15 protein-coding genes are annotated in these 18,866 nt (G+C 62.7%); 10 read left to right on the forward strand and 5 right to left on the reverse strand.

Annotated elements, in window-relative coordinates:
- Positions 1-285: 285 nt before the first annotated feature.
- Both murB and PLANPX_RS09845 read right to left on the reverse strand, forming a co-directional pair.
- Entirely contained in the window at positions 286-1,164 is an 879-nt protein-coding gene (gene murB / locus PLANPX_RS09840; protein WP_152098563.1) for a UDP-N-acetylmuramate dehydrogenase, read from the reverse strand.
- A 363-nt stretch (positions 1,165-1,527) separates the two neighbouring features.
- Positions 1,528-2,040 carry a tRNA (cytidine(34)-2'-O)-methyltransferase gene (locus tag PLANPX_RS09845; protein ID WP_232536355.1) on the reverse strand — a complete coding sequence of 171 codons (513 nt, stop codon included), beginning with the start codon at positions 2,038-2,040 and terminating at the stop codon, positions 1,528-1,530.
- Between the two features lie 276 nt (positions 2,041-2,316).
- On the opposite strand from PLANPX_RS09845, the gene PLANPX_RS09850 reads away from it, so the two are divergent.
- The 5 genes from PLANPX_RS09850 (at position 2,317) to PLANPX_RS09870 (ending at position 10,103) form a co-directional block, all read left to right on the forward strand.
- Positions 2,317-3,390 (forward strand): Gfo/Idh/MocA family protein, encoded by a 1,074-nt coding sequence (locus tag PLANPX_RS09850; protein WP_152098564.1) that lies wholly within the window; start codon positions 2,317-2,319, stop codon positions 3,388-3,390.
- A 101-nt stretch (positions 3,391-3,491) separates the two neighbouring features.
- Entirely contained in the window at positions 3,492-6,665 is a 3,174-nt protein-coding gene (locus tag PLANPX_RS09855) for a tetratricopeptide repeat protein (RefSeq protein ID WP_152098565.1), read from the forward strand.
- 98 nt (positions 6,666-6,763) lie between these two features.
- The gene (locus PLANPX_RS09860) at positions 6,764-7,831 is read left to right on the forward strand and encodes a DNA topoisomerase IB (RefSeq protein ID WP_152098566.1); all 1,068 of its coding nucleotides are present in this window, start codon (positions 6,764-6,766) and stop codon (positions 7,829-7,831) included.
- Positions 7,832-8,048: 217 nt separating this feature from the next.
- The gene (locus tag PLANPX_RS09865) at positions 8,049-9,008 is read left to right on the forward strand and encodes a lysophospholipid acyltransferase family protein (protein WP_232536358.1); all 960 of its coding nucleotides are present in this window, start codon (positions 8,049-8,051) and stop codon (positions 9,006-9,008) included.
- 132 nt (positions 9,009-9,140) lie between these two features.
- Positions 9,141-10,103 carry a GNAT family N-acetyltransferase gene (locus tag PLANPX_RS09870; protein ID WP_152098567.1) on the forward strand — a complete coding sequence of 321 codons (963 nt, stop codon included), beginning with the start codon at positions 9,141-9,143 and terminating at the stop codon, positions 10,101-10,103.
- Between the two features lie 85 nt (positions 10,104-10,188).
- Here PLANPX_RS09870 and PLANPX_RS09875 read toward each other — a convergent pair whose 3' ends face one another.
- Complete coding sequence (locus tag PLANPX_RS09875; protein WP_152098568.1) at positions 10,189-11,214, reverse strand: 3-oxoacyl-ACP synthase III; 1,026 nt, start codon at positions 11,212-11,214, stop codon at positions 10,189-10,191.
- A 333-nt stretch (positions 11,215-11,547) separates the two neighbouring features.
- Here PLANPX_RS09875 and PLANPX_RS09880 point away from each other — a divergent pair, with 333 nt between their 5' ends.
- Together PLANPX_RS09880 and PLANPX_RS09885 are read left to right on the forward strand one after the other, a co-directional pair.
- The gene (locus PLANPX_RS09880; RefSeq protein WP_152098569.1) at positions 11,548-12,291 is read left to right on the forward strand and encodes a CPBP family intramembrane glutamic endopeptidase; all 744 of its coding nucleotides are present in this window, start codon (positions 11,548-11,550) and stop codon (positions 12,289-12,291) included.
- 759 nt (positions 12,292-13,050) lie between these two features.
- Entirely contained in the window at positions 13,051-13,809 is a 759-nt protein-coding gene (locus PLANPX_RS09885; protein WP_152098570.1) for a gamma-glutamyl-gamma-aminobutyrate hydrolase family protein, read from the forward strand.
- Positions 13,810-14,238: 429 nt separating this feature from the next.
- Here PLANPX_RS09885 and PLANPX_RS09890 read toward each other — a convergent pair whose 3' ends face one another.
- Both PLANPX_RS09890 and PLANPX_RS09895 read right to left on the reverse strand, forming a co-directional pair.
- A complete protein-coding gene (locus tag PLANPX_RS09890; RefSeq protein ID WP_152098571.1) occupies positions 14,239-14,811 on the reverse strand; it encodes a DJ-1/PfpI family protein in 573 nt (190 codons plus the stop codon).
- Between the two features lie 203 nt (positions 14,812-15,014).
- Entirely contained in the window at positions 15,015-15,398 is a 384-nt protein-coding gene (locus PLANPX_RS09895) for an acyl-CoA thioesterase (RefSeq protein WP_152098572.1), read from the reverse strand.
- Positions 15,399-15,717: 319 nt separating this feature from the next.
- Here PLANPX_RS09895 and PLANPX_RS09900 point away from each other — a divergent pair, with 319 nt between their 5' ends.
- From PLANPX_RS09900 to PLANPX_RS09910, 3 genes are all read left to right on the forward strand, one after another.
- Positions 15,718-16,215 (forward strand): acetolactate synthase, encoded by a 498-nt coding sequence (locus PLANPX_RS09900; protein WP_152098573.1) that lies wholly within the window; start codon positions 15,718-15,720, stop codon positions 16,213-16,215.
- A gap of 352 nt (positions 16,216-16,567) precedes the next feature.
- On the forward strand, positions 16,568-17,374 hold the full coding sequence (locus tag PLANPX_RS09905; RefSeq protein ID WP_152098574.1) for a hypothetical protein: 807 nt from the start codon (positions 16,568-16,570) through the stop codon (positions 17,372-17,374).
- A gap of 42 nt (positions 17,375-17,416) precedes the next feature.
- Positions 17,417-18,748: an HD domain-containing protein gene (locus PLANPX_RS09910; protein ID WP_152098575.1), complete on the forward strand. Its 1,332-nt coding sequence runs from the start codon at positions 17,417-17,419 to the stop codon at positions 18,746-18,748.
- Positions 18,749-18,866: the final 118 nt, after the last annotated feature.

Consider the following 18,866-nt stretch of genomic DNA (forward strand, 5'->3'; position numbering starts at 1 on the left):
TATTCCTTTCTTCGCCACACAAGCCGCCCCAGCCTCAATGAACTCGCGTGGCTCAATCGCACCCCGCTAACCGACAAGAACCGCAAGGTTGCCCTAGCCCCGGGCTCCGCCCGGGGGCCGCGCACCATGCCGATGGAACGTCGTCCCTACGTCACGCCGACCCCCGGGCGGAGCCCGGGGCTAGGGGAACGCGCGCAGCACGAAGCAACTGAAACGCTACAGCTTCTTGCGCGGGGCCAGAGAAAAACCCCTCACCTAACCTCTCCCCTCGGGGGAGAGGAACCGCTACCAGATCTCAAGCTCGGTCTCGAGCTCCACGCCCAGCCGCTCGGCAACGCGGCTGCGGATCAGGTCGATCAGTCGCAGGACGTCCTGGCTCGACGCCCCATCGCCCGCGACGATGAAGTTGGCGTGCCGTTGGCTTACTTCAACGCCGCCGACGCGGGTCCCCTTGAGGCCCGCCTGTTCGATCAGCATCCCGGCGCTCATGCCGCGGGGATTCTTGAAGACGCAGGCGACGTTCTGGTGCGACAGGGGCTGGCCCGCCTTCTTGACGATCCACTGCTTCTGCATCCGCTTGGTGAGCTGAGCGGGATCGTCTTGCTCGAGCTGGAACTCGCCGCTGAGGATCACCAACTCGTCGAGGCTGCTCTGGCGGTAGGCGAAGACGAGGTCTTCGCGATTGCGGTGCACGATGTCACCAGCGCGGGTCATCACCGTCGCCCGGCAGGCCCACTGGCCGATGTCGCCGGCGCGGCTGCCGCTGTTGCCGTGGAGGGCGCCGCCGACGGTGCCGGGGATGCCCACGAGCGGCTCCAGGCCAGCCAGCCCAGCCCGCACGGTTTCGCTGATCGCGTGGGCCAGCTTGACGCCGCCGCCGGCAGTGAGCCGATTGCCGGCGATACGGATCTGCGAGAATGCGGGGCTCGTGAGGCTCACGACCATCCCATTGACCCCTTCGTCGCGAACGAGGACGTTTGAACCTCCGCCCATCAGGCGGATCGGCACGTCTTCGTTACGGCAGCGGCGAACGAGAGCAGCCAATTCGTCGACCGAATTGGGCTCGGCAAAGAATTCGGCAGGACCGCCCAGCCGGAGCCATGTGCGCTCCGCTAGCGGCTCTTGTTGCCGAACGATTTTCTCAAAGCCGCTTACCAGGGTCATGTTCGCACTATCCTTGACGAGTAGGCGCCATCGTGACTGATTGGCCCCGAATCGTCAATTCAGCCGGCATAAATTGCCCAGTCTGGGTGAGTTGCGTCGCGGTATGCCGAAATCGAGCCGGTGTGGTGGTTTCCCGCGAAAAACGCGGAGTGCCAGTGATCTGTGGGAGGCGTCTCCGACGCTGATTCCGCTCGCCAAACGAAACCCACTCGGCATTGCCGGGCCGCATCGGGGTCGGAGACCCCTCCCACAAGCCCTTTCGCCACCTCACTGCCTAGGTGTCGAAATAATCATCGACTCCCCGAGCCGAGAAGATCACGATTGCTCCCCGCATGCCGATCACGCCGCCTGCTTCAGTTCCGCTCAACCATCCCACTGCCGCAGCGCTTCGTACATGGCGATGGCCGCACTATTGGAGAGGTTGAGACTGCGAACTTCCGGCCGCGTCGGTATCCGCAAACACCGTTCCTGTCGCCCCGCGACGATCTCCGGCGGCAAGCCCTGCGACTCCCGCCCGAAGACCAGCACATCCCCCTCGGCAAACTCCGCAGAGGTGTAATTTTGCTGACCAAACTTCGTGAAGTACCAATGCCGCTCGACCGGTAACGCCGCGACGAGCGCCTCCCAATCGTCGACTACCTCCCACTCAAGGTGTTGCCAATAATCGAGCCCCGCCCGCCGCAGGTAGTAGTCGTCGACGCGAAACCCCAGCGGCCGCACCAACCATAGCTTCGCCGCCACGGCGACGCACGTCCGCCCGACGCTCCCAGTGTTGTAAGGGATCTCGGGCTGAAACAGGACAATGTGCATCCGCGGGACATACTTCGGCCCCGCGGCATCGTCTGCCGGTGCGCTTGGTTGATCGTCGCTCGCCAACTTTTCCCTCTACAGATATTCAGCGTGGAACCGCATAATACGCAACTTCACGCGGATGCAAAATCAGTAACTGCCCAGGACGCCAAGAGCGCCAAGGAGAAATGCTTTTTACCACGAAACACACGAAGCACACCAAAGGCAGAGCATGAGCTATCGAGCTCTTCCTCGTTTCTCAGTTTTGTGTGCTTCGTGTGTTTCGTGGTAAATCTCCCCGTACTTCTTGGCGCACATGGCGTCCTTGGCGGTTCAATTCGAATTCTCAAGAAGGCTCACCAGATGGCGATTGGCTTCGGAATTATCGGCGCAGGGATGATCAGCCGCTTTCACGCGAAGGCGATCCTCGACGTCAAAGGGGCGAAGCTCGTTGCCTGCGCTGATCGCACCCCGGGGAAGGCCGAGGCACTGGCCAAGGAGTTTGGCTGCACGGCGCACGATTCGGTCGAAGCGATGGTCGCCGACCCAAACGTCGACGCCGTAACGATCGCCACCCCCAGCGGCGCCCACATGGAGCCGGCCGTCATCGCCGCGAAGGCGGGCAAGCATGTGATCGTCGAGAAGCCGTTAGAAATCACCCTCAAGCGTTGCGATAAAATCATCGACGCCTGCGAGAAGGCGGGCGTGAAACTCGCCGCGATTTTTCCGTCGCGGTTTCACGATTCTTCGCGCCTGCTGAAGGGCGCCGTCGACGCCGAACGCTTCGGCCGCATCACCCTCGGCGACGCTTACGTCAAATGGTTCCGCACGCAGCAGTACTACGATAGCGGCGCCTGGCGCGGCACCTGGGCCCTCGACGGCGGCGGCGCGCTGATGAACCAGGCGGTCCACACGGTCGACCTGCTCAGCTGGCTGATGGGGCCCGTCGAAGAGGTGCAAGCCTTCACCGCGACGCTCGCCCACGACCGCATCGAAGTCGAAGACGTCGCCACGGCGACGCTCCGCTTCGCCAGCGGCGCCCTCGGCGTTATCGAAGCCACCACCGCCGCGTTCCCCGGCTACCTCAAGCGGATCGAACTCCACGGCAGCGAAGGCTCTGCAGTGCTCGAAGAGGAAGATATCAAGGCCTGGGACTTCGCCAAAAAGCTCCGCAGCGACGCCGCGGTCCATCGCCAAATGGCCAGCCGCAAAAGTACCGGCGGCGGCGCGGCCGATCCTTCCGCCATCGGCCACCACGGCCACAAGCTGCAGATTCAAGACTTCGTCGAAGCGATTCGCAAAGACCGCGCCCCGGCCGTCGACGGCCCCGAAGGCCGCAAGTCGATCGAGATCATCTTGGCGATCTACCAATCGGCGAAAACTGGGAAACGCGTGACGCTTCCGTTGAAAAACGATCCAAAAATGAGTGACAAATAGAAACTGGTTTTCCAGTCAATCGATTTGTTGCGGCGAGCCTCGCCAAGGTTAGAATCGAGCGGATAGCCTTCTAGGCGCTCTCTTTATCCTTGAGGTTGGCGATGACTCATCGGTCGTGCGTTCACGTTGCTGTTCCAGCGTTCGTCCTGCTGCTCGGCTTGTTACCGATTGCCGGCTGCGACGAAGCCCCGTCTGCAGCGGTCCCCAGCAGCCCAGTTTCGGCGGCGAACGCAGCCCGCGAGCCTGCCAAACCTCAAACTCCGCCGAGCATTAAACTCGACCGCGTCGCAGCGCTCTCCACGCAGTGGTATCCCAACCATTCCGAATGCAACACGATGACGGACAACCGCTTCCTCCGCGAAGTGGTCCGCCAAGGCGTGTTGATGGCGTTGCGCGAAGAGCTCGGGCTCGTCACCCGTGACGAATCATTGGGCGAACCGCTCGCCCAGCGCCCGCCCGACGCTAAAAACGTTGATTTGCAAGTCGATCCGCTGGCGCTCAACTTTCATTGGGATACGACGAACGTTTGGCACGCCGAACTCTCGGGCGCCGGCGCGCCGGCCGACAACCCGATTTGGAAACATGACGGCACGTTCAAGTTCAGGAACCGCACGTTCTACGCAGTGTTCGCGGCGCAGATGGCGGAACTTTCTGAACAAATCGCCGACCAAATGCGGGCCGCAGGCGCGAAGGAGGCTCGCCGCGAGCTGAATCCTGCCAATGTGCCTCTGCCAGAGATTGAAACGCAGCTCGGCGAAATGAACTTTGTGTCGCAGTTCGCCGCGGTGCGCGCGGCGCATCGAGCCATGGCAGATCAGGGACCGTCGATTCCCTGGTTGGGCGTCCTCGTTCGCGGCTACGCTAATTTGGCGATGCTCACTCAGCACACCTGGACGACGCAGCAAGACGCCTTTGCCGCCCGTTCGATTGTCTATGCCGAGCGCATGCTGCAGTTGAGCGAGCGCAGCCGTGAAGCCCGACTGCATCAGGCCTACGCCTACGCAGTCATCGGCATGCATGGCCATGCACTCGACCTGTTGGCGGAAGCTGACAAGCAAACGCCTCGTTCCGGCGATGCCGACCCCGCCTGGGCGCAACTCATCGGGCCGTTCGCCAAGTTTCAGCTCGTCGAACTCGAGCAACTCGCCGCTGACGATGACGAACTGGCGGAACTCGCCGCGCTTCTGCGTTGGCACGTCTACCGCAGCTACATGCACGGCCGATGGATCAACGACATTGGTTTGCAGACGATGGCCGTCTGCCCAGAGGCTTACTCAATCTACTCCGTGATGGCCAATTGGACGGCGCTCGGCATCAAACGGCGCGGCGCTTCGGCGGCGATCAACATGTTCGGCCGGCGTCTCCCCGATCGCGTCGCCGAGCTCCAAGATTTGCCAAAAGCGGCCCGGTCGCACACCGTGAAGTCGTCGGGCTTGCTCAGCAGATTGCTTGGCGGCGGCGACGATGACCTGAGCGATCGCCCAATGAAGATCGCGCGGGCCTTGCAGACGGCTGCGCGCGAGGAGGCGGAACCCACTGAGTTTTCGTGGGCCGTCCTCGGGACGCTCATTGCGGAGGAGCAGTTCGTCGAAGCCGTTAACTTGCTCAAGGTGTCCGGCGACGCCGTCGAACATTCGCGCGGCAGTCTCGTCGAGCGGTTCGAACCGCTCGTCGCAGGACACCGTTACGCGCCGTACGTCAGCACCTTCGCCGTGCCGCCCAGCGACGCCCCGCGCGCCGCCGAGATGATGCGTGAAGTCCAATTCGTCGACCCCCGCGCGGCGATGAATCGCATGTACAGCACGGTGTGGCATTCCCCGATCGCCGACGGCGGCAATGGCAACGAGTACCGCTACCGAACGGTGTGGGGCCGCAGCTTTACCCACCCGAGCTTGATGGAAAATTGGTACGACGTCGCGGGAACTTGGGCCGTCGCCATCTTGGCCGACCAGCGTCGCCATTTCGCGATCGAGTTCCGGCAAGTCTCGCCCCACTCGCCTCAGGCCGCCCGTATGCAGTGGGAGACCGCCGAAACGTACACGCCCGAGCAGTTGGCCAAGTGGGAGCAAGAACTCCGCGAAGACCCGGTTGGCTGGATGTCGCTCGGCCAGTGCTACTACTCGCTCAGCAAGCTCGACGACGCCACGCGCTGCTACAAGCGATCGGTCGAAATTAGCCCCTGTTACGACGCGACGCTTGGACTCGCGAATTGCTACTACTACAACGGCAAACGCGAACTGTGGAAGCCGACGCTCGAATCGTACCTGGAAGTCGAAGATTTGGGCCTCGCCCATGCGCAGATTCATCAGCAGATCGCCGGCGAGTGCATCGGCCGCCGCTCATGGCGCGAAGCGGAGCCGCACGCGCTGGACGCCGCGCAGACCTATTCCGCGTGGGGCCTGCAGTTGGCCAGCACCGTCTACGAAGGGAGTCGGCAGTGGGAGGAATCGGAACGCTTCGTCGCTGCGGCGTCGCGGAGCTATCCTTCTTACTATTCGGGCATGCAGTGGTACCTGTGGTGCCGGCGCACCGGCCGCGGCGAGCTCGACGAAGCGCGCGACCTGGCGCAAACAAGCCTCCGACTTGCCGAGGAGAGCACTCAGTTTTCGGAAGCCTACCGAGCGTTCGTCTATCGCATGCTCGAGGGCGAGCCCGCTGCGGCGATTGCCGGCATGGATCAACAAGCGGCGACGTTCGGGCAGAAGGAAGAGCTTTGGGACCATGTTTGCCGACTGCTGCATACCGCGGCGGCGGCCGAAGAAGCGGGCAACGCCGAACGCAAGCAGCAGGCTCTGGAAGAAATTCGCGGGCTGAACGACGCGATCGCCGCCGATTCGCCCACCTGGGTGGCGGTCGTCGATGCGCTCGTCGGAGCGTTCAACGGCGAAGAACTCAGCGAGGAAACGCTTGCCAACTACGATAAGGTCATCGAAGGAGGCGCCGCCAACGGGCGTTGCACCTATCAGTACCTGATGGGCGCCGCTCTCGATCAGCAGAAACGGACGGACGCTGCGGACGACTATTGGCGTCGTGCGCTCTACGGCGGACCATTCGACAACTACGGCTGCACGCTCGCCGGCCACGAGTTAGCCGAGAAGTACGGGGCCGATCGCGACGACCTCCCCGAGAGCTTCGCCAAGCTCGAGGCTGAAGCGGACGCCGCCTGGGCAAAGTCGCAGGCCGAGGCTGACGCCGCCGCGTCCGCGGAAGAGGAGGATGCCGAAGAAGCAGAAGGCGCGACTGACGAACAGCCCGATCCTGATACGACGATCTAGAAACTCAGCGCCGGACAGTTTGCGAGGGCCCGGCACGAATCTTGCAACGGGAAGTTGAGCATTCGCTTTCGAATCGCTCCCTGTTGGTCGAGGTTCTCGTGTCGCGTCGGTTGCACTTCCCCTCGTCGCTCGCCCCGGAAGACCTCGCCCGTCTTGCGCGGCTACGGTACGTCACCGACCAAGAGCCCGGCATGGGCCGGCGGCGGCACGGCCAAGGTTTCGCTTACACGACGGCTCGCGGCACGCCGCTGCGCGATCCGCGTAAAATTACCCGCATCGAAACGCTCGCCATTCCGCCCGCGTGGCGCGACGTGTGGATCTGCACGGTGAGTGCGGGCCACCTCCAAGCCACCGGTCGCGACGCTCGCGAGCGGAAGCAGTACATTTACCACGAGCGGTGGCAGGAGGTTGCCGGCCTCGCGAAGTTCGCGCGGCTCGCGGCGTTCGGCGCGCAACTGCCCAAGCTCCGCCGCGCGATCGCTGCGCACCTGCGTGGTCGTAGCCTGACGCGCGAGCGAGTGCTTGCCGGCATGTTGGCCGTGCTCGATCTCACCGGCATTCGCGTCGGCAACGAGGAATACGTGAAGGAGAACGGCTCCTACGGCCTCGCGTCGCTCCGCAACCGCCATGTGACGATCGGCGCCCATCGCGTCGAACTCCGCTTCCGCGCGAAGGGAGGCTTTCATCGCAACGTGGAAATCGACGCTCCGGCTGTCGTACGCCTGATCCGCGATTGCGCCGAATTGGCAGGCAGTCGCGTCTTTCAATACCTCGACGCGGACGGCAAGATTCACGCTGTCGAGGCAGGCGAAGTGAATGAGTTCCTCCGCGAGCTCAGCGGCGAAGAGTTCACAGCCAAAGACTTCCGCACGTGGAAGGCGTCGACCTTCGCCGTCGGCGCGTTGTTCCGTGCGGAAGTGGCGGAGACCCTTACGGCTCGCAAGCGGACCGCTCGCGAGGTGGTGTGCGCGACTGCCGAGATGCTCAGCAACACGCCGGCCGTCTGCCGCAACTATTACATCCACCCGGGGCTGCTGGAGAGCTTTGAGGCAGGAACCTTTCGGCAAGAAGTCGGGACCGCAACGCCCCGCGCCCGCAACCTATTTTCCACTGACGAGAAACTCCTCATGCGGTTTCTGAAGTACTGGAAGCCAACGCTCAACTAGCCCCGGGCTCCGCCCGGGGGTCGCGCACCAAGCCGATGGAACGTCGCCCCTACTTCACGCCGACCCCCGGGCGGAGCCCGGGGCTAGGGATGTGGCAGCAGTCCGGCAAGCGGCTAGCAATTCCCCCGCCCACGAATTCCCCCCGCAATTCGCCCTGGCTCGCTCCCCGCAAATTGTGCAGAATACCGCCGCTTCCAGGGAAGGAATCGCCGCTGCCGTGACACGTTCGAAGCCGATCATCGACTACACCGCGTACCTCGCGGTTCGCACCTTCGTCTGCATTATCCAGGCGATGCCGCTCTCGACGTGCCAAGCCTGGGCACGGCGGCTCGGCTGGCTCTTCTGGCATGTGCTGAAAGTTCGCCGCGGCACCGTTGAAGAGAATCTCAAAACCGCTTTCCCCGAACGCTCGCCGCGCGAGCACGAGCAGATCGCCCTCGGCATGTGGGAACACCTGCTGCTGATGGTTTGCGAGATTGCGCACGCCCCGCGGAAGATCAACCGCACGAACTGGCGGACGCACCTTGCGATGCCGCAAATGGAGCTGATGGTTCGCCGTCTGCTCGCCCCGCGGCCCGTGATCATCATCTCCGGTCACCTCGGCAATTTTGAGATGGGGGGGTACCTCCTCGGCCTCCACGGCTTCCCGTCGCACACGATCGCCCGCACGCTCGACAACCCATACCTCGATCGCTGGATCAATGACTTCCGAGGCGCCACCGGCCAGTTCATCCTCCCGAAGCACGGCAGCAGCCAACGGATCGAAGAACTCTTGAAGTCGGGCGGCACGCTCGTGCTGCTGGGCGATCAGCACGCCGGCGAGGCTGCCTGCTGGGTCGATTTCTTCGGCCGCTCGGCCTCGACGCACAAGGCGGTCGCCCTGTTCACGCTCAGCGGCAACGCCCCCACGGCCACCGGGTGCGTCTATCGCAAGGGGGCGCCGATGCACTTCGAAATGGAAGTCGCCGGCCTCGTCGATCCCGCCGACGCCGACTTCAATCTCGGCTCGATTCCGCTGCTCAGCACCTGGTACACCCGCGGTTTGGAGAATCTAATTCGCGTGGCCCCCGACCAATACTGGTGGCTCCACCGCCGCTGGCGGGAACCTCCGGCTCGGCAAAAAAAACTCCGCGCCGCAGAGCCGAGCGATCCCGCCGCCGCCCGTCCCGCCGCGTAGGCGCCGGCCAGCCGCACCATCGCCGCTTCGTCCGCTGAGGTTCGCCGCTACCTACCTTTGCCCCATCCCGCCCGCGTGACATAATCACGGCTTGCGCGCCGTTTGCCGCCGCAGCCCAACACGGACCACCTCGTGTATCGCCTCCGAGCTTTCCGCAACTCCGATCCGCCCCACCTGGCCGCCATTTGGCGCAGCCAGCCGGCGCAGCGCGGAATTCTCCAGCCAATTTCGCCGCCGCTGCTCGAGTATGCCGTCTTCTCGAAGTTGAACTTCGAACGCGGCGGCCTGATCGTCGCCACCCGCGACGACGTGCCGGTCGGGTTCGTGCATGGCGGATTCGGGCCGACCGATGATGGCTTGTACCTCGACACCTCGCTCGGCGTCACGCAGATGTTGATGGTGCAGGGGGGAAGCGAAACCGAGGCGCCGCTCGCCGACGACCTCCTCCGTGCCAGCGAAGAGTACCTCCGCGGCCGCGGAGCGACGGTTCTCTACGCCGGCGGCGTCAATCCTCTCAACTCGTTTTACCTCGGCCTTTACGGCGGCAGCGAAATCCCCGGCGTCCTGCAAACCGATCACATCCTGCGAAACGCCGCGCAGCGCGCGAACTACCGCGAGATCGATCGCGTGCTGATCATGCAGTGCGACCTCGCCCGCGTGCGGCCGCCGGTGTCGCGCGAGCTCCGCGCGATCAAGCGGACGACGCAGCTGATCGAGAAGATCGACCCCGAACCGAAAACGTGGTGGGAAGCCTGCATCTGGGGCTCGCTGCAACGCGACGTCTTCAGCCTGTTCGACAAGACGCAGAACCGTACCGTCGCCACGGCGTCGTTCTGGGACATGCAGCCCCTTTCGACCTGCTGGGGGATGACGGCCGCAGGGCTGTTCGACCTCGAAGTCGACGCGAAGTTCCGCCGCAAGGGCTACGCCAGCTACCTGCTCGGCGAAGCGATCCGCGTCCTCCGCCGCCGCGGCGTGACGACGATCGAAGCCCAAACGATGGCGACGAACGAAGCGGCCCGCGACTTCTACCTGAAGTTCGGCTTCACCGAAATCGACCATGGGGTCGTGTTTCGGAAAGAATCGACGCATTAGGCAAATGACGAATGACGAATGACGAATGAAAAACGCTTGCGTCCGACATTCGTCATTCGGATTTCGTCATTCGCTCATTCACTGCTCACCACTCGACGCCCAGCATCTGGCAGTTGATTCCCGAGCCGATGCCCAGCATCGCGACGCGGTCGCCTTTTGCAAAACGCCCCGCCTCGGCCGCTAGCGCCATCGTGGTCGGCAATGCCGCCGCGCCGGTATTCCCAAGCGTTTCGAAGGTCGAGTAATCGAGCGATTCGTCGAGCCCCAGCGTTTCGAACAGCAGCTTGCGATGGGCGACGCCGACCTGATGGCAGATCGTCTTCGTGATGTCGCCGCGCGACCAGCCGACTTCGCGCAGGAACGGCTCAAACGTTCGCCGTCCCGTCTCGACGCCGTGGAGCATCAACTGCTCGCTGTCGGTTCGCATGAAGGTCTCCAGCCCCTCGCTTTGGCAGAGGGCGTGCCCCTCGGTGTTCGCCACGACGGCGCCGCCAAGCAACCGATGCCGCTCGCGGCTGAGCGCCTCGTCACACAGCACGACGCCCACGCTCGCCGAACCAATGGTGAGCGACGCCACAAACGCCTTCACGCCGCGGCGATCGATCGAGTGATCGTTGTTGAGTCGCTCGACCGTCGTCTCCACCAGCGACCGCCCATCTTCGGTGCCGACGATAAGCCCCGCGCGAATCTGCCCCAACTCGATCATGTTCGCCACCTGCACCATCCCGCTGAGGATGCCGAGGCAGGCGTTCGAGACGTCGTAAATGAGGCAGTCGCCCGACAGCCCGAGCGCGTGATGCACGCCGCAGGCCGTCGCCGGTTCGAGGTAGTCGCGACAGACTGAGCCGTGCACCAGCGCGCCAATTTCCGCCGGATCGATCCCCGCCGCCGCGATCGCCCGCCGGCCGCTCTCGATGCTGATCTCCCCCGGCCGCGTCCCCGGCGAATAGAACCGCCGCTCGCGGATGCCGGTCATCAGTTCCAGCCGCCCCTCCGGCAGCCGCAGCCGCTGGTATGCCGGCGCTAGCCACCGCTCAAGCTCGTCGGTGGTGACGGCCTCATCGGGCAGCGTGTAGCCGAAGCTTTCGAGATAAACGCGGCTGTAGCGCATGGGAGGGCAGAGCAGTGTGCAGTGGGCAGTGGCAAGAATCGAGCGGCGCAAGCGAATTACTTACCGTACCGCCCGCTGCGTCCCCCCACAACGCCCCGCTGAACCCGCCCCTGCACGCCGCTCGCCATTCCACCACACCCATTTAGCCCCGTCCGCTCGCGGCGGGCGTTTGCGGCGTGACCGCCGACCGTTGCGGCAACGACGCGCGGGCTCACGCCCGCGGCTAAATGGGCGCCACGGCTTGCTGGACGCTCGCGTTCGCCGGCCGCCATTTAGCGTTCCCCGATTTGCCGAATTGCATTAAAACCACCGCACACCCTGCGGATTGCTTCTTTGTCCGAACTCTCGCCCACCGCCGCTCCGCCGCGCCCGCGCGATCTCGTCGCGGTCGTCGTTGCGCTCGTGTTGCCGACGATCGTCACCTGGCTCTACTTTTTCCAGGCCGACGACATGCGCCCCGCCGCGCAGCTCCTCGTCTTCAATACGGTGAAGACAGTCCAGTTTTGCTTTCCGCTGTTCTGGGTGCTCGCCATCCAGCGGGGCCGCGTCACGCTCCGGCCGACGACTACCCGCGGAATCGACGTCGGCATCACGTTCGGCGGCGTCGTCGCGGCGACGATGTTTGCGCTCTACCTGATCTTCCTCCGCGCCTCGCAACCGGTCGTCGACGCCACCGAAATCATCATCGACAAGGTCAGCGGCTGGGGCATCAACGAGCCTTGGAAGTACGGCCTCCTTGGCCTCTTCTACGCCCTCATCCACTCGTTTCTCGAAGAATACTACTGGCGCTGGTTCGTCTTCGGGCAACTCCGCCGTTTCATTCCGCTCTGGCCGGCGGCGATCATCTCCGCCCTTGGCTTCATGGCCCACCACGTCCTGGTGCTCGGCAAGTTCTGCGGCTTCGACAGCCCGCTCACGTACTTCCTCTCGGCCTGCGTCGCGATTGGCGGGGCCTTCTGGGCGTGGCTCTACGACCGCTCCGGCTCGCTGATGGGCCCGTGGCTCGGCCACATGCTGATCGACGCCGCCATCTTCGCGATCGGCTTCGATCTCATCCGCGGGTACTTTGCGACGTAGGAACCAACCACGAAGACTCGAGGGCGCGAAGGGCAGCACGAAGAAATGCTTTTTTAACCACGAATCACACGAAAGGAACGAAAGGAGAGGTAAAAAAACTCACCGCTAATTAACGCTAATTGATTTGATTCCAATCAGCGATCATTAGCGTGAATCAGCGGTACAACCCTCTTCATTTTCGTGTTATTTCGTGTGTTTCGTGGTTAAAAATCCCCGCTCCCGCATTTCGTCGTGTACTTCGCGCTGCAGTAGTTCAATTCTCTTGCTAGCGGTCCGTGGACGCACACGCATAAAACGGCAGAAACCCGCCTATGTAGTGCTAGCACTTCCTGCCCGCCGCAATATCGTCGAATGGTTTGCGTCGGCTGACGAAGTCGTTACATTTCGCTTCAGACTTGCATCCACGATCCGGACCGGTGACACGGTCGCCCATTGAAGGAGTTTCGAGGCCAGAAGATAGGGAAGTCGTTCCGACCCAGTTCCCCGTGCGGGCACGAAGCGTCGGACAGCCGCCTCAAGTCAAACATTGCCGCGCCCGAGCGCCCACGGATGGGTGGTCACGCCAGCTTCAGCTAGCCGACACGCTTGCCGCGCTACAAGTTCGCTTTGATCTGAGTGTTGTTGTCCGTCAGACTTTTGCCGCCCGTGCGAGGCGACAGCGAACGATTCTCCTCCGGCCTCTTTGAGCGAGCCCCCGCAAGCTCGCCGTTGTAGGGAAACCACAGGGTGCGCCATGATGGCGCCGGAAAGGATCATTCCATGTCCAAGCCGCTTATCGGTATCAACACCGACTTCCGTTCGTCCAACCAAAACTCGACCGAATTCGCCTACGTCGCCGCCGGATACTTCGACGCGATCTTCCAAGCAGGCGGCCTGCCGGTCCTCATTCCTCCCTACGAGAACGAATCGGATCTCGAACACCTGCTCCAACGTCTCGACGGCGTGCTGCTCATCGGCGGCGCCGACCTTGATCCCCGCCGCGACGGCTGGATGCTCCACCCGACCGTCCGCCTGCAAGATCCCCGCCGTGAGAATTCCGACCGCATGCTCGTCCGCCTCATCGCCGAACACCGCACTCCGGTCCTCGGCATCGGCGCCGGTATGCAGCTGATCAACGTCTCGCAAGGCGGCAACCTGATGCTGCACATTCCGGAAGATATGCCGGGCGCCCTCCCGCATCTCGACCCGCTCGATCCCGATCACCGCCACACGCTGCAGCTTGCCTCGGGCTCGATCATGGATCGCGTCTACGGCGACGGCGAACTTCGCGTCAACAGCATGCACCACATGGCCGTCGACGAAATCGCCCCCGGCTTCCAAGTGACCGCCCGCTGCCCCGACGGCATCGTCGAAGCGATCGAAAGCACGATGGAAGATTGGTTCGCCTTCGGCACGCAGTTCCACCCCGAAGCGTCGACCGCCTCGGCGCTCGACATGCGGATCTTCGAAGAGTTCATCATGGGCGTCGAAATCGCCCGCGGCATGCTGCCCGCGGTCCACGAACTAGCCGCCGCCTAATAGTGAGAGCTTTCACCTAAAGGCGTAGCGGGCTTCAGCCCGCGACGCAGAACACAGAGTGCGTGCTCCAGCGGCCTGAACGGATTCAGAGTGGCCGCTACGTTTGAAAAGGTCGGGCTCGGCGTTGGTAGAGGAAGCCAACGCCGAGCCTTTTTTATGCGCTGAGGTAATTGAACCACGACGGCACGACGAGCACGACGAAATACTTTTTTAACCACGAAGCACACGAAAGGAACGAAAAAGGAAAGAAGAGAATGAGCCCGCGAATTGACGCGAATGATCGCTAATTGAAATGCAATTCATTTATTCGCGATAATTCGCGTGGATTAGCGGGCCAAAGTTTTTTTTCGTGCCTTTTGTGTGTTTCGTGGTTAAATAATTCCCCGTTCCCGCATTTCGTCGTGTTCTTCGTGCCGTTGTGGTTAGCTTCTAATTGAGCAGCTTCAAAAACTCACGCATCCAAGCCGGGTTTCCCGGCCAAGCCGCCGCCGTCACGAGGTTGCCATCGGCCGTGACGCCGTCATAGCCCGGAGTCGGCTCTTCCCAAATGGCGCCCGCCCAGGCCAGCTCGCGCCAGCAGGAGGGGTAGGCCTGGCAACGCCGCCCCTCGACCACTTCCGCCGCGGCCAAAATCAATCCGCCGTGGCAGGTCGACGCCACCGGCTTATTGTCGGCGAAAAACTTCCGCACGATCTCAAGGACGCGCTCGTCAAGTTGTAAGAACTCCGGCGACCGTCCGCCAGGAATGATGAGCCCATCATAGGTCGATTCGTCGACCAGCCCCCAATCGATGGTGATCGGAAAGTTATGCCCGCGCTTCTCGGTGTAGGTTTGGAACCCCTCGAAGTCATGGATCGCCGTGACGACCGTCGACCCGGACTCCTTGCCAGGCGAAGCCGTATCAATGTGATGCCCCGCCATTTGCATCGCTTGATAGGGAAAAATCGCTTCGTAGTCTTCCACGAAGTCGCCAACCAACATCAACACCCGCTTCGCGCTCATAGTCTGCTCCTGTTTATTTTGAACCACGACGGCACGACGAGCACGACGGAAAGCGATCGATTAGAACCGCCGATGAACGCAGATAAACGCAAATGAGAGATCAAATCCTCTCCCAACCAATCTTATCTGCGTGCATTGGCGTTCATCTGCGGTTCGTTCCTTCGGGCATTTCGTCGTGTCCGTTGTGCCGTCGTGGTTAGCTTTCACTCCTTAATAATGCTCTCCGGCATCCGCCGAATATTCCCCTCGCGGTCGACGCAAGCAATCGTACTCGCCCCCTCGGCGATCAACTTTTCGTTCACCACCACGCGGTAAGCGTGTTCGATCCGCGCCATCGTCGCCTTGGTCACTTTGGTTTCGATCCGCAGCCGATCGCCGAAGCGGGCAGGGCGGTGGTACTTGGCTGAGATGCTATGGACGACGAGGAACGCCCCGTCGCGTTCGAGGTCTTGATAGTCGTGCCCCATCGCCTTGAGCATCTCGACCCGCGCGAGTTCGAAGTAGCGGAAGTAATTCGAATGGTGGACGACTCCCTGCCCATCGGTCTCGTAGTAGCGAACGTCGAGTTCAAACGCATGTTCCATCATCAAACACTTTCAGGCGGGGCAGGGATGCGGCGGTCGAACGCCGCGTCAGTAGCCGCCGGTCAACGACCGGCCGGAGCGGAGGGACCAACATCGTACAAAACCACCCGCCCCCAGTCAGTGGCCGCGCGAAACGGGGTCGGGAGCCTTTTGCCACTAGCGGGCGCCAATTCGATGGTAAGCCTCTAGTGGCAAAAGGCTCCCGACCCCTTCCCGCGCACCACCCCCAAACCACGTTGCATCCCCCAATTCACCCCCCTATAGTGAACCGCATTCCAAAGGAGTCCCCCAGGCCCCACCCGGCCCAGCAGGAGCGGCATCGATGAGCAGTAGCGGCGGCGGCGAGCATTCTGGAATCGATTTCGCCACGATGCGCGGCCGCGACTACCCTTCCATCCGCCAATTCACGGTCTTCCTCGAGAACCGCGTTGGCCAACTCCTGGAAGTCGTCCGCCGCTTCGAGGGAAGCAACGTCCGCATCGTCGCCCTGACGATCTCCGATTCGACCGAATGTGCGGTCGTCCGCTTCTTGCTGAGCGACCCCGAAGCGGGCCGCGAAGTGCTCGAACGGGCCGGCTTGGCGATCGTCGAATCCGACCTGATCGGCGTCGAACTCCCCGACACGCCGCAACCGCTGCTGCAGGTTTGCACGGCGCTGCTGCAGTCCGAGGTGAATATCACCCAGGTCTATCCGCTCCTCTCCCGCCCGCATGGCCGGCCGGCCGTCGCCCTGATGGTCGACAACATCGAGATCGCCCTCGACACGCTCACCTCGAAGGGCTTCACGCCGATCAACGAAGACGATCTCAAAGAGATCTAGGCCAGCGGTTTGGCCGCCGAGCCTTCTCGCTGGGGTGGCCGAAAATAGAGACTCGAAATTAGCCCCCCAATCCTCTATCAATGGGGGAGGCAAGTGCCCGTCAAGCGGCCTGCGGTCCGCGCTGCGGATCAGTTGCGCTCGCCACACACTGACGCCCATTCAGCCCCGTCCGCTTGCGGCCGGCGAACCGATAATCACTTCCGCATACAATGTCGCATGTCGCCCTTAATGTCGCGTTCACGACGCGACATTAAAGGTTAAAATCAACCTAACAGCCGACCAGGAAACGCCTTAAGTCCAGTTTCTTAGTGTCGCCTAAAATCGCTTTTCCTCTTAGATAGAACGCGTCGCCATGCCCATTCATGTCATATGCCCCACCTGCCATGCCCGTTTCAAGGTCGGCGACCAGCACGGCGGCAAGTCTGGCAATTGCCCCAAGTGCAAAGGGGCGATCCAGATTCCCAAGGCTGAGGACGAGGTCGTCATTCACGCCCCCGAGAGCGAAGCCGGAGCCAAGGACGCGAAGGGCCGTAACGTCCTCAAGCCAATCAAGCGCACAGAGACCAAGTTCCAACTCAACGCCGCACTGATCATCGGCGGGGCGGTGGTGCTCGTCTTCGCCGTTGCGTTTTTGCTCGGCAACAGTCGCGACCAGCTGAAAGACGTTCTCACTTACATCATGGCCGGCGGATTGGCGGTTCTCGGCCCAGCGCTCGCCTACGCCGGTTACACCTTCCTCCGCGACGACGAATCGGGCGCCTTCATAGGAACCGATCTACTCGTTCGCGCCCTCGGCTGCGGGTTGGTCTACGCTCTCACTTGGGGCGTCTATTGGTACGTCGGCTACACCGTCTTCGGCAGTGAACCCTACCTGATCACCGGCCTCGAACTCTGGCAGATTGGCCTGCTCGTCGGCATCTGCATCGGCATCGGCACGTTCACGGCGTTCGTCGCGTTCGACTTCGAACCAATGACTGGCTTCTTTCACTTCGCATTGTTCTTCGTGACGACCGTCCTGCTGCGGTTCCTCATCGTCGGTAACTTCCTGCCCGGCATGAACCGTGAGGAAAAGAAGCCCGGCGTGCGAGCCGCCGTCATGGAGGTCGTGCCGCACAGCAGCATTGTCATGATCAATGCCCCACCGGAGATGATCAGCTAGGAGTTCATTACCGCCCACCGACAACTGACAACTGACAAAGCCATGTCCACCATCCGCGAAATCCCTGAAGTCGCCGCCCTCCGCGCGAGCCGGCACCTCATCCGGATTCCGCCGGAGATCGACGTTCCCCTCACCCGCCGCGTCCGCCAACTGGTCGACGCCCCCGAGTTCCGCCGCCTCGCGAACATCAGCCAGCTAGGCCTCGTGAGTCTCGTCTACCCCGCTGCGAATCACACGCGGTTCGAGCATTCGCTCGGCGTCTATCGGATGGCGCTCCTTTACCTCGATCGCCTCGCCGACAACGACCGGTTTGAAGCGGCCGTCCCGCCGGCGGCAGCCGAGCGGTTCCTCGTGGCCGCGCTCCTGCACGACCTTGGTCACTGGCCCTTCTGCCACCCGATCGAGGACATTAGTCTGCGGCAGGTTCCGAGCCACGAACTCTTCGCCAACAGTTTTTTGCTTGAGGGAGAGCTGGCCGACATTCTGCGGCACGAGTGGAACATCCAGCCGCGCGACGTCGTCGAGATGCTCACCCACAAGCCGGCCGACCGTTGCGGCCGACTGCTGCGGAGCATGCTCTCAGGGCCGATCGACGTCGACAAGATGGACTATCTCATGCGGGATAGCCTCCATGCCGGCGTCCCGTACGGTCGTAACTTCGACCAACCGCGGCTGATCCAAAGTCTCTGCCTCAACGAGGCGGGCGACACGCTCGCGATCACCGACAAAGGAAAAACCGCCGCGGAGATGATGGTCTTCGCCCGCTACGTGATGTTCAGCGAAGTCTACTGGCATCACGCGGTTCGCTCAGCGACGGCGATGCTGCAGCGGGCGTTCTTCCTGCTCCACCCGCATCTCGACGTCGATTCGCTCTTCCGGCTCACCGAGCAACCGATGATCGCCGCCCTCCGCAACGCGGCCGGCGACGGCCCCTCGGCCGAACTGCTCGATGGGCTCTTCGGCCCCTCGCGCAAGCTCTACAAGCGGGTCGCCCAGTGCAGCTTGTTTCAGGAGCCGGCCCTCTACGAGCGTCTCGCCCGCCGGCCGTACCCGTGGCTCGTCCGCTGTGCGGAGCAGTTCGCCGGACTCGCCAGTCGGGCTCTGTCGCGGGTCGTGGCGCCGCACGAGATTCTGTTCGACGCCCCGCCGGTGGAACTCGAAGTTGAGTTCCAGATCGAGGTCTTTTTCCCGAAGGAAGGCTGTTACCGCCAACTTGGCGACGTCTCGCCGGTGGTGAAGACGCTCGCAAAGCAGCAGTTCGACGACTACGTCAAACGCGTCCGCCTCTTCGCCCACCCGCGTCTCGCCGCCGACCTCCGCGCGCTCCCCGGCCTTACGGACCTCCTGGCCCAAGCCATCGACCTCGCCACGTAAGCGACGCCACAAACGTTTTTTAGCCCCCGGTTCTTCAAACCGGGGGCGAACGAAGCACCACACCGTTCCGCGCAACAAAAAAACCCCCGGCATGAAGTGCCGGGGGCTAAGTAGTTTC

This window comes from Lacipirellula parvula (assembly GCF_009177095.1).
Classification (GTDB): Bacteria; Planctomycetota; Planctomycetia; order Pirellulales; family Lacipirellulaceae; genus Lacipirellula; species Lacipirellula parvula.